This window comes from Corynebacterium sp. MSK047, from assembly GCF_030232285.1.
Taxonomy (GTDB): domain Bacteria; phylum Actinomycetota; class Actinomycetes; order Mycobacteriales; family Mycobacteriaceae; genus Corynebacterium; species Corynebacterium jeikeium_D.
The window spans coordinates 26,552-37,983 of sequence record NZ_JASPJI010000024.1; the positions used below are offsets into that span (position 1 = coordinate 26,552).

The 11,432-nt window shown below is 58.8% G+C and carries 10 protein-coding genes; 6 read left to right on the forward strand and 4 right to left on the reverse strand.

Annotated features, from left to right (window positions below; genetic code table 11):
- Positions 1-2: 2 nt before the first annotated feature.
- Positions 3-992 (reverse strand): class C sortase, encoded by a 990-nt coding sequence (locus QP981_RS09670; protein ID WP_284857926.1) that lies wholly within the window; start codon positions 990-992, stop codon positions 3-5.
- Positions 993-1,148: 156 nt separating this feature from the next.
- Positions 1,149-2,186 (reverse strand): DMT family transporter, encoded by a 1,038-nt coding sequence (locus QP981_RS09675; RefSeq protein WP_187406652.1) that lies wholly within the window; start codon positions 2,184-2,186, stop codon positions 1,149-1,151.
- 564 nt (positions 2,187-2,750) lie between these two features.
- Here QP981_RS09675 and QP981_RS09680 point away from each other — a divergent pair.
- The 6 genes from QP981_RS09680 (at position 2,751) to QP981_RS09705 (ending at position 9,718) form a co-directional block, all read left to right on the forward strand.
- Positions 2,751-4,016: an aspartate kinase gene (locus tag QP981_RS09680; protein ID WP_048733180.1), complete on the forward strand. Its 1,266-nt coding sequence runs from the start codon at positions 2,751-2,753 to the stop codon at positions 4,014-4,016.
- Positions 4,017-4,025: 9 nt separating this feature from the next.
- Positions 4,026-5,066, forward strand: a complete 1,041-nt coding sequence (locus QP981_RS09685; protein ID WP_284857925.1) for an aspartate-semialdehyde dehydrogenase — start codon at positions 4,026-4,028, stop codon at positions 5,064-5,066.
- A gap of 808 nt (positions 5,067-5,874) precedes the next feature.
- Positions 5,875-6,831 carry an iron-siderophore ABC transporter substrate-binding protein gene (locus tag QP981_RS09690; protein ID WP_016421885.1) on the forward strand — a complete coding sequence of 319 codons (957 nt, stop codon included), beginning with the start codon at positions 5,875-5,877 and terminating at the stop codon, positions 6,829-6,831.
- A 51-nt stretch (positions 6,832-6,882) separates the two neighbouring features.
- Positions 6,883-7,878 (forward strand): FecCD family ABC transporter permease, encoded by a 996-nt coding sequence (locus QP981_RS09695; protein ID WP_222865141.1) that lies wholly within the window; start codon positions 6,883-6,885, stop codon positions 7,876-7,878.
- Positions 7,875-8,927 carry a FecCD family ABC transporter permease gene (locus tag QP981_RS09700; protein ID WP_016421887.1) on the forward strand — a complete coding sequence of 351 codons (1,053 nt, stop codon included), beginning with the start codon at positions 7,875-7,877 and terminating at the stop codon, positions 8,925-8,927. Before QP981_RS09695 ends, QP981_RS09700 begins: the two co-directional genes overlap by 4 nt.
- A complete protein-coding gene (locus tag QP981_RS09705; protein WP_016421888.1) occupies positions 8,924-9,718 on the forward strand; it encodes an ABC transporter ATP-binding protein in 795 nt (264 codons plus the stop codon). Before QP981_RS09700 ends, QP981_RS09705 begins: the two co-directional genes overlap by 4 nt.
- Here the strand turns inward: QP981_RS09705 and QP981_RS09710 are convergent.
- Both QP981_RS09710 and QP981_RS09715 read right to left on the reverse strand, forming a co-directional pair.
- Positions 9,715-10,638 (reverse strand): siderophore-interacting protein, encoded by a 924-nt coding sequence (locus QP981_RS09710; RefSeq protein ID WP_016421889.1) that lies wholly within the window; start codon positions 10,636-10,638, stop codon positions 9,715-9,717. The two genes, QP981_RS09705 and QP981_RS09710, sit on opposite strands and share 4 nt — an antisense overlap.
- A 111-nt stretch (positions 10,639-10,749) precedes the next feature.
- The coding region (locus QP981_RS09715; RefSeq protein ID WP_284857924.1) for an IS3 family transposase at positions 10,750-11,432 on the reverse strand (683 nt) is incomplete at its 5' end.

The following is an 11,432-nucleotide window of genomic DNA, read 5'->3' on the forward strand; positions in this document are numbered from 1 at the left end:
GCCTAATCCTCCGCCTCGTCGCTCTCGCGCTCGGCCTCCGGTTCGCCCTTGCCATCGCGCGAGAGCTTCCGCAGCCACCAAATCAGCAGCGCAATGATCACCGCCGCTGCCGCCAGGATGGCCCACATCCACCACTGCCACTGCGAACCGCTGCCGTCGAACACGGATTCCTCGTCAGGATCCATCGGCACCTGGTGCCCCGTCACCAGCAGGCGGTGCGTGTTAATGCCGTAAGGCGTGCACGTAATCAGGGTGATTAGGTCTTCTCCGGGGACGCGTCGTAAAGCATCGGTTTCATCCGGCTTTACGACGGCTACGTCGTGGACCTCATACTTCAACTTATGACCCGCGACTGCGATGTAGAACGCGTCGCCCTTTTTGACCTTGTCGAGGTTGTCCCACAGCGTCGCATTCTGCAGACCCGTATGCGCGGACAGCGACGCGTGACGACCCTCACCCTCGCCCACGCCGCCGACCGGGAAGTCGGTGCCATAGAGGTGACCGACACCGCGCGAAAGCGATTTCTCCGACGTGCCGTGGAAAATGGGCAGGTCAGAGTTGATGGACGGGATGACGATGCGACCGAGCGCGTCGGTCTCGCCAAGCACGTCGAGGTAGTGGCGGTAGCGCTGGTACTCCGGGGAGGACTCGTCATCGGAGGTGGTCCAGGCATCGCCGGGATTGACCTCGCCGAGGCTGGCGTTGTACTCGTGGGCCTCGTTCCAGGCGGTGTCCAAGACCTCAGGAGGAGCGGATTTCTCCAGCTTGGAGTACTCATCTGCGGCGCGGGCCTGCAGGAAGTTGTTCCACTGAGTTGCGACAACCGGGTACAGCAGCACTCCCAAACCACCAATGATCAACAGCAGGGCGATGATGGTGTTCGAGTTGAGCTTCTTGCCTTTTTGGGGCTTTGCTTTGGTGTTGGTTGCCCGCTTGGAATGGGTGGTTGCCCGCTTGGAAGTTGCCCGCTTGGAATGGGAATGACGCCCCATCGAGTCCTACCTTTGGTGACCTTGTGCATAGCGGCCACGGGTCTTTCTCACCAGGGACAGTTCCCGGGCAGGGATAGCCAGGCCGACAAATCGCTAACGACTTAATAAGTGCAAATACCAATTTATGTCATGCGGCCCGGGAGAGTTGAACTCTACTTACCGCGCGGCGGCATCGGTGGAGTCTGTGGTGGTGATTTCGGTGCTTGGGGCGTCGGTGTTTGCCGTGCTTGCGGTGCTTGGGGTGTCGGTGTTTGCGGTGCTTGGGGCGCTTGCGGCGCTTGTGGAGGTGGCCTCTGCCGGCCGAGCCGCCAGGGCAATAGTGGCAGAAATCATGGTTACCAGTGCGATAAACAGCGCTACCCATTGCACACCAACTGCCTGGAAGCGCTCACCAAGAACGATGTATCCCAAGCTGAAGGCAACGATCGGTTCCACGACGGTCATAGCTGGCAGCGAAGCCTGCAACGGCCCCGCGTTAAAAGCCGCCTGCTGCAGGCCGACGCCAATAACCGCCAGTGCCACAAGCAGCCAGAGTTCCCAGGAGAGCAGGAGCTGGACGAGCCCGTCATTGACATAAGTATCGACCACCGACTTAGACAGCAACGCGACGAAGCCGTACAGCCAGCCGGTTGCCGTGCCGAGCAGTAGGGCCTTCGGGTTCTGGCGCAGCACTCCGCGCTGTTTGGTGTCTGAGCCGCCGCCGGCGCCGGTGCCGGTGTTGGGCCACTGAACTGCAGCGGCGTAAAGCCCGCAGGTGACCACGCCACCGACGGCGAGAGCCCATCCCCACAGGTAGGTGGGGATATCGGTGGAGCCGGCAGTCGGCTTGCCGAGCAACACCAGCGTCGCCACCGCAAAAGTAAGCGCCACGGACCAGATCATCTCTGACCGCGAAATCCGCCGACCGTTGACCTTCGCCGCCAGCGGGAGCGTGAGCATCAGCTTCATGACCAACAACGGCTGCACCAGGAGCAACGTGCCAAATGCCAACGCCGCGACCTGAAATACATACCCGGCAATCGCCAGGCCCGAGCCCAGCCACCAGCGCGGCAGCTTCAGGGTCTTCGCCACTCCGCGAAGTGTGCTGGTGCCCTCTTCCAGTGTTCCGGAGAGGTTGTGGCGGATGACGGTTCCCCACGCGATGCTGAGTGCGGACAGCAGTGCCAGTATCGCAGCGAGAAGGTCATTGTTCACGTAGGGAATGCTAGGCATGCAACACTTGTCATGTCCACTTCGCAGGGGTTGGGCGGGGCAGTGGTTGGTGCCCGCAGCGCCTCGGGAATTAGCTGGTTCGGCCAAGAAGCTGACTGAGCTCGGGCCGGGGAGTTAGGGAGTGGAGCTGACTGAGCCCGGAGTTCCTGGCACAGTACCGAGAGTTACTGACTAGGTTTATGACAGTTTCGAGGCATTTTATGGCCTGTTTTTGTCATAAACTTAGTCAGTTTCACATTTGCAGCCCGCAGCAGCGTCCGATCCACACCCAACCGACACCCCAAACGCCCCAAACACCCCAGCCGTCACACCCTCGCCGCGCAGTCGCGCCCAATCCACACCCCAAATACCCCAAACATCTAACCCACACCCGAAAACCGGCCACGATACCCCGCAAACCCCCACGCAACCCGATCCAAACCCTCCACACAACCCCCGCAAGCTACGTTTTGGTAACCCACTATGTAATTACGAATGCGACTCAAGTAAATTGAGTCAATAATAGTTACGTGCATATAGTTGCCTAGTTTTTGGAGGTTGCCGACCATGGCACTGGTTGTGCAGAAGTACGGTGGTTCATCCCTGGAGAGCGCCGAACGCATTCGTCGTGTTGCAGAACGAATTGTGGAAACCAAAAAGCAGGGCAATGACGTCGTGGTTGTCTGCTCGGCAATGGGCGACACCACCGATGAGCTTCTGGACCTCGCTGAGCAGGTCAACCCGGTCCCGCCGGGACGCGAGATGGACATGCTCCTGACCGCCGGTGAGCGTATTTCCAATGCGCTGGTCGCTATGGCAATCGCAAGCCTCGGCGCCTCGGCCCGTTCTTTTACCGGTTCGCAGGCCGGCGTAATTACCACGGAGCGCCACGGTAACGCCCGCATTGTCGAGGTCACTCCGGGCCGTGTCCGCGAGGCTCTCGATGAGGGCCATATTTGCCTGGTTGCCGGTTTCCAGGGTGTGAACCGCGAGACCAAGGACGTCACTACGCTGGGTCGTGGTGGCTCGGATACCACTGCGGTCGCTCTCGCGGCAGCTCTGGAGGCAGACGTCTGCGAGATTTACTCCGACGTGGATGGCGTGTACACGGCGGATCCGCGCATTGTGCCGGATGCACAGCGCTTGGACACCATTTCCTTCGAGGAGATGCTGGAGATGGCCGCGGTTGGCGCGAAGATTTTGCAGCTGCGAAGTGTCGAATACGCCCGCGCGTTTAACGTCCCGTTGCGTGTGCGTTCGTCGTATAGCAATGAACTTGGCACCCTTGTTGATGGATCGATGGAGGATATCCCTATGGAAGAAGCAGTGTTGACCGGTGTGGCGCATGACCGCTCCGAGGCGAAGGTGACCGTGCTGGGCATTCCGGATGATCCGGGCCAGGCGGCGAAGATGTTCCGTGCTGTTGCGGATGCGGAGATCAACATCGATATGGTGCTGCAGAACGTCTCCACCGTCGCGGATAACCGCACTGACATTACTTTCACGTGCCCGCGCGAGGATGCTCCGAAGGCGATGGCGTTGCTGAAGAAGCTGCAGGCTGACAATGACTGGAAGGACGTGCTTTACGACGATCACGTGGGCAAGGTCTCCTTGGTCGGTGCTGGCATGAAGTCCCACCCGGGCGTGACTGCGACGTTCTGTGAGGCGCTCGCTGATGAGGGTGTGAATATCGACCTGATTTCCACTTCTGAGATTCGTATCTCGGTGCTGGTTAATGACCAGGATGTCGACAAGTCCGTGAAGGCCCTGCACGACGCTTTCAATCTCGGTGGCGACACTGAGGCTGTTGTTTACGCTGGTACGGGACGCTAAGGAGTTTTCATGACCACGATTGCTGTTGTTGGTGCCACTGGCCAGGTTGGCCGCGTGATGCGCACTCTGTTGGCGGAGCGTAATTTCCCGGCCGATAAGGTTCGTTTTTTCGCTTCTGCTCGTAGTGCGGGCAAGGAGTTGGAGTTCCGCGGCGAGAAGATTGTTGTCGAGGATGTCGCGGCTACTTCTGACGAGGATCTGAAGGGCATTGATGTCGCGGTGTTCTCCGCTGGCGGCACGCTGTCGAAGGAGCAGGCTCCGCGTTTTGCGGCTGCTGGCGCTGTTGTTGTTGATAACTCGTCGGCGTGGCGTAAGGATCCGGAGGTCCCGTTGGTGGTCTCCGAGGTCAACCCGGATGCTTTGCAGGACATCCCGAAGGGTATCGTCGCTAATCCGAACTGCACCACGATGGCCGCGATGCCGGTGCTCAAGCCGCTTCACGACGAGGCCGGGTTGCAGCGTCTGCGTGTGTCCTCCTACCAGGCCGTCTCGGGTTCGGGCCTTGCTGGCGTGAATACTCTGGCTGGCCAGGTGCGCGAGAACATCGACAACCTGGAGAAGCTGACCACTGATGGTTCGGCTCTGGTTGCGGAGGACTTTGGTCCGTACGTCGCACCGATTGCTTTCAACGCGCTGCCGGTGGCCGGCAACTTTGTTGATGATGGTTCGCTGGAGACCGATGAGGAGCAGAAGCTTCGCAATGAGTCCCGCAAGATTCTGTCTATCCCTGAGCTGGCTGTTGCTGGTACTTGTGTGCGTGTTCCGGTGTTCACTGGCCACACGTTGGTGATTCACGCTGAGTTTGAGAATGCTCTGTCCGTGGAGAAGGCTACTGAGCTGCTGGAGTCCGCGCCGGGCGTGAAGGTCGTCGACGTTCCGAATCCGCTTGCTGCCGCTGGTGTGGATGAGTCCCTGGTGGGTCGTATCCGTGTCGATCAGTCGGTTCCGGAGGGGCGTGGCCTGGTGATGGTTGTCTCTGGCGACAATCTGCGTAAGGGCGCTGCGCTCAATACCATCCAGATTGCGGAGCTGTTGGTCGCGGGCAAGTAGTTAACCGCAGTACTTAAAAGCGTAAAAAGTTAAGCCTCGGCACTTAGCGAACTTCGTGCTCTCAATGACAACTACTCCCCACTAGTCGGTAACTGATTTCTCAGTCCAACTAATGGGGAGCAGTTCACATTGTTGCGGTAGGGGGCCTATTTTTTCTTATTGACGCCCACGCTTTCCGCTTGGCTGCAGCGCCAGCGGAATGTGAGATTGTGCGAGCGCAGTGCTGGGGGATTGCGTCACGGGAGGCGCCGGCGCCCTATTTGGCGGCGTGAGGATGTGCAGATGTCGCTAGACCGGGAATGCGTGGCCGACGGCGCCGTATTTGGGGCGCTAGCAGGGGTGAATGTCGCTAGAACGGGAATGCGTTAAAGACACTGATTTGCAGCTCCGCAAAACTGCAGGTCAGGGAATTGTCGCAAGATTCGGAGGCGCGCCTGTGCTGACAGATTCCCGTTCTAGCGACATTTCGACCTTCGAAGTGCAACTTTTCCGACAGTTGGTGCCACGAGTTGCAATAGCGCGAGCATCTCGGCATTGAGAGCCAGGGTGGCTAGGGTGGCCAGGGCGGTGACAGTGGCCAGGGTGGCTAGGGTGGCCAGCGTGGCGACGGTGGCCAGGGCGGCGATGGAGTCGGTAGCGGCCGAGCAGGAAGCGGACTAATTTAGGGTAGCCTGTTGTGTGGTTAGCCTTACCTGTGTAATATAGGCTCGATTGCTGTGTTGGCCGTAGCCGAAAGAGGCCATCAGTCTCTTGGGGCTACGGGTACTTTACAGCGTTTCAAAGAGTTCCTTACGCGTTAGGTTTTCACATGTTTCGAAACAATTCGCTGACCCGTCGAGCGGCGCTGAAGACCGCCGCTGTCTTGGCAGCATCCACTCTTGTTCTGTCTGGTTGCTCCCGAGGCGACGACGCGGCGGCGTCAAAAAATGAGGGCACCGGGGACGAGCGCATCGCCGCAGTTGGCCTGGGAGACAGCGATACCTTGCTCGCTCTAGGCATCCAACCAGTCCTCGTAGCGCCCTGGGGTGCTGAGGGAGATGTTGATGCATCTGGCGTCGGCCCATGGGCTACCGAAAAGCTCGGCGACAACAAGCCTGAAGTGGTTTACGGTACTGCCAACGGATTCACTGCTGAAATCCTGGAGAAGATCTCCGCCGCTGATCCGGACAAGATCATTGCGGTGAACTCTGCCGTAGACGCGCAGGCGAAGAAGGCGCTTAATGACATCGCCCCAACCACCGTTAAGCCAGACGGTGCCACGGACTGGCAGATCCCCTGGCGGGATCAGGTCAACCAGATCGCCGGCGCTGTAGACAAGCAAGAAGAAGGCGACAAACTCGTCGAAGAAACGCAGAAGGCCTTCGATGATTTCCAACAGCAGCACCCTGAGCTCAAAGGCAAGCGTGCGGCTATCGTCATGCCTTATCAGGGAAAGATCGGCCTGTACACCTCCGGTGACGGTCGCGGGCAGTTTATCAAGAGTCTGGGCTTCGAGATCCCGAAGGAGCTCGAAGGTAACGGGGGCGAGTTCTACCGCGACATCGCACCTGAGAACTACAGCGACCTCAACAACGTCGATTACCTCTTCATCCTTGATTACCAGGGTGCCGCCGATACCTTGAAGAAGGATCCAACATTCAGCAAGCTGGACGTTGTTCGCGAAGGCAAGGTCCGCTGGATGGACGAAAACGTGGGCAATGCAATGAGTATGCCGAACCCATTGACCATCCCCTGGGCAGTCGACAAGTTCTCTGACGCAATTTAATTGAAAGTGTCCGTTTCAAGAACTCGACATTCTTTGGTGTTTTCCCGGCGTTTGCTTACTTCGGCCGCACTCGTTGGCTTGGCTTTGCTGCTGCTTGCCTCCCTGTACTTGGGTTCCAAAGATCTTTCCATTGGCGAAGTGACCAGCATCCTCATGCATGGTCCGCACCCATCTACGCAATCCGGCATCATTTGGGACTTGCGCGTTCCGCGCACCCTCTTGGCTGTGATCACAGGCGCAGCCCTGGCTATGGCGGGTGCCATTGCTCAGAGCTGGACCCGCAACCCCCTGGCAGATCCCGGCATTATCGGCGTGAACGCTGGAGCAAGTTTCGCAGTCGCTGCGGCACTGACCTTGGGCTGGGCAACGACGGTCGGGGAGCGGACACTTGTAGGGCTCGTCGGGGCGGCCGTCGCTGCCTTAATCGTGCTGTTGATTTCCCGCGTATCGCGTAACCCGCTAACTCTGGTACTCGTGGGCGTGGGAGTTACCTTCGCCCTGCAAGCGGCCACGAATATGCTGAGCCTCTATTCTTCCGACACCCTGGAAGGGCTCCGCCGCTGGACCGTTGGCTCTACAGCTGGGCGGGGTATGGAAGACGTGGCCTTAGCTGCTTTAGGTCTAGCACTAGGTGCTCTATGTGGTGCGCTTGCAGCACGCCCGCTGGATCTACTTGCGATGGGAGAGGACTCCGCCCGTTCCCTTGGCAGCTCGCCCACGAGAACCCGCTTGTTGGCTGCCGCAGCGGTGATCATCCTCGCCGGCTCGGCGACAGCCACTGTGGGGCTTGTGACATTCGTGGGCTTCGCCGTGCCACACCTACTACGCCCGTTTACCGGCCCGTCCCTGACTCGCCTCTTGCTGCCGACCGGCATTGTTGGTGGCGCGGCTGTGTTGCTAGCCGATATTGTGGGCCGCTTCGTCCTGCAGCCTAACGAGCTGGAAATGTCCATTGTCTTAGCTATTGTCGGTGCCCCAGTGATGATTCTGGCGGTGCGACGTAAGAAGAGTTCACCGACCTCGAATGACTCGGAGCTGACGATATGAGCGATATGACGTCTATCCGTAGTATTAAGCGTTCACGAAGCAGACGCGTCCTGGCGGCTTCGGCAGGGTTCGCCCTCATAGCGGCTCTTTGTTACTGCTTAATCCTGGGGCAAGGAGCGGTGAAGCTCAGCCCGATGGAAGTCATCGAGGTTCTCACCGGTGGGGGCACACAGCAAGCAATCAACGTGGTGTGGGATCTCCGCCTGCCTGTAGCAATCGCTACCGTTCTGGTCGGCGCGGCTCTAGGGCTGGCAGGTGCGTGGACTCAGACCATGGCCCGCAATCCGCTGGCCAGCCCGGACATTCTCGGTGTATCCGGCGGCGCGGCGGTTTTGGTTGTGGCGGGCACCGTAGTTACCCGCCCTGCATGGAGTGAGGGGGTGCCGACGTTCTGGTGGCGTGCTGCACTCGCTTTGCTTGGCGCACTAGTGATCGTTGGTTTGCTCGTTCTACTCGGTGGCTTCGGGACGTCGCAGCGCGTAGTGGTCATCGGCCTGGCACTGTCTTTCCTCACGCAGTCTTTAGTGCAGTATCTCCTGCTCCGGGCTGACTTAACTCGTGCCACGGATGCCCAAACTTGGCTCGCTGGGTCTACCGGCTTTGTGCGTATGGAAGCTTTGTTTCCTATGGTGTTGGGCCTGTTGCCCTTCGTAGTTTTAGGCCTTTGTGTTACGCGCGATGTCCCTCTTCTTTCTCATGATGACGCCACCGCGTCCACACTTGGGGTAAATGTCACGAGGGTGCGCGCTATTTTGCTCATTGCCGCAACGGGCATTGTCGCGGTGGTGGTTTCCTTTGTCGGCCCAATTGGATTCGTGGCACTATTGGCTCCTCAGCTGGCCAAGCTGGTGGCCGGAACGCCCACGCCCCATCCGTTGTGCTCTACTTTTGCAGGCGCTGCTCTATTAGCTGCGTGCGCCGTCGTGGCGGGCGCACTGCCATTTACATCCCCTGTGGGTTTGGTTACCGCCATCATCGGTGGCCCCGCGTTGGTGTTGCTTGTGTGGTTGGCGGCCCGTCGCGGAACTCTGAAAGGAATGGTTCAATGAACGTTCAAGTTGATCACGTCACCGTGGGCTACAACGACGGCCCAAGCATTGTTAAGGACGTGTCTTTCACTGCAGAGCCCGGGAAGGTCACCACGCTCTTAGGCCCCAATGGTTGTGGCAAGTCGACGTTGCTCAAGACGCTTTCTCGGCTGCTTGCTCCCGCCGAAGGACGGGTTCTTGTAGAGAAAAAGGACGTGCATAGTTTGCGGTCGCGCGAAGCCGCCCAACTAATTGCGCTTTTGCCACAACACCCGCTGTGTCCGGCGGGATTGACCGTTGGAGAACTTGTGGAGCGCGGACGGCACCCTTATCGTCGATCGCTCTGGGGTGGGGGAGCGACGGCGTCAGAAGATAAAGAAAAAGTGCGCGAGGCGCTGAAGAAGACGAAGGTTGACCATCTTGTTGCCCGCGACGTGGCGGAGCTTTCTGGCGGCCAGCGGCAGCGGGTCTGGATGGCGATGGTGTTGGCGCAGGATACGCCAATTGTGCTGTTGGACGAACCGACTACCTACCTAGATCCGGCACATGCGATAGAGATTCTAAGTATCGTGCGGGAGCTCGCTCAAGAGGGCAAGACGGTGATTACCGTACTTCATGATCTTGGCCTGGCGGGAGCTTTTAGCGACGAGATGATCGTCATGAAGGAAGGGGAAAAGATCGCCGAGGGTTCTCCAAAGGAGGCTCTGACGGTGGATGTGTTGCGCGAGGCATATGGCCTGAATGCCGAGGTGTGGGAAGATCCCCGCGGTATGGCTCCGATTATTGTGCCGCGAGGGATTGTGGCTAATTAAGGCCGTGCCCTGCCTAGGAACCAATAGGGGCACCACTGCACGGATTCGCTATTGAGGCCCCAGGTGTGAATTGCGTGGCGCCGTACTTCCTTGCAGAGCTGTCCTTCACCCGCGACCCAGACGTACTTCGACTGTGTTGCGGGGTGTTCGGCACGGTCCAGTTGCTGTAGGTGGGACATCACTGCCGTGCTGAAGTCCGTTGTAGCGCTAAACAGCACTTCTAGGCTGCCCAGCTTGCTCTCCCAGTCGGCGACGAGGGATGGCTCGAGGTCACCATGGTTCTCGGCGACCACTACGAGGTGTATGTCGCGCAACTGTTCCGGGGCAAACGCATCCGCGTAATCCAAAATGGCGCGAACGGAAGGTACGGCAGATGGGTCTGCGATAAGTGTTTGTGAACTTTGCGCGCGGTGCCAGAGGCCCTGGCATGTCCAGATGCCTACCTGGTCGCCAACACGAGTTGCAAGAGCCCAGGCGAGCCCTGGTCCGACGTGCTCATCCTTTGGATTTTTGACGCCATGTGTCGCCACGTCGAAAGTTATCTGTCCGCACTCGGGATCGAGTGAGCGTACGGTGTACCAACGTAAATTTGGGCGTTGGGTCTCCGGCATGGCTGTAACGCTTGCGCGGATATTGGCGCCACCTCCGTGGAGGGGTAAATGGAGATTCTCGCCGGGCTTAGCCGGCATAAAGAGGCCAAAGAATTCGTCCGGGCCGGAAAGCTGAAAGCCGACTAGCTCGGGGGAGCGGATGACAATCCTCTGCAGGTTTTCTGCCGGGGCGCTGACGTCATAAACAGTGGCGCGGATGATTCGATGGTGCGGTTCAGAAGGGGCGGCCAAGAGTAGGTGGTCAGAAAAGGCCGCGCGGTAGGCGGAAGTGTTCGTCGGAGTGTTCAGGGTAACTGGGTTCGAGGTCATAGTGGGAGTTAACTTACCCTTACCTAAAGCAAAAGTGAAAGGGTGAGGGGCAGAAAAAGCCCCGCGGGGATCCGAGGTGAACTGGTCCCCGAAAGTTGGACTGGTTTAACTCTAGGCGGTTAGGGCTTCAAGGGTCTGATTTCGATATTGCATCGGGGTCAGGCCCTTGAGTCGTTGTTGGACGCGTTCGGTGTTGTACCACCCGATGTACTCATCGATCGCCTGGTTGAACTCTGCGACCGTGTCGAAGACTTCTCCGTGGTACATCTCGGTTTTCACGTGGCCGAAGAAGTTCTCCATGACCGCGTTGTCGTAACAGTTGGCTTTACGCGACATCGACTGAACACCACCGTTGTCGCCGATCAGGTCACGCCACGAGGCATGCTGGTACTGGAAACCTTGATCGGTGTGCATCATCCACCCGGGTTCAGGTGCCCACGCCGCGATCACCTTGGGCAAAGAATCGGTGGTCAACGCTGTCGACGGCGATGTAGCCACAATGTGAGCGACGATTGAACGGTCGAACAAGTCCATCACCGGTGACAGATAGACCTTGCGGCCTGCGATTCTAAACTCGGTGGCGTCGCTGACAAAGACGGTATTTGGCTTATCTGGGGTGAATTTGCGGTCAAGCTTGTTGTCGGCAATGTGGCTGATCGTCCCGGTGTAGGAAACATAAGGTCTACGTTGGCGGATCTTGGCTCGCAGCCCCATCTCGCGCATGAGCTTGTAGACGAGTTTGTGGTTGACCACCCAGCCCTGGTTGCGTAGGTCAAGCAGCACGCGTCGGTAGC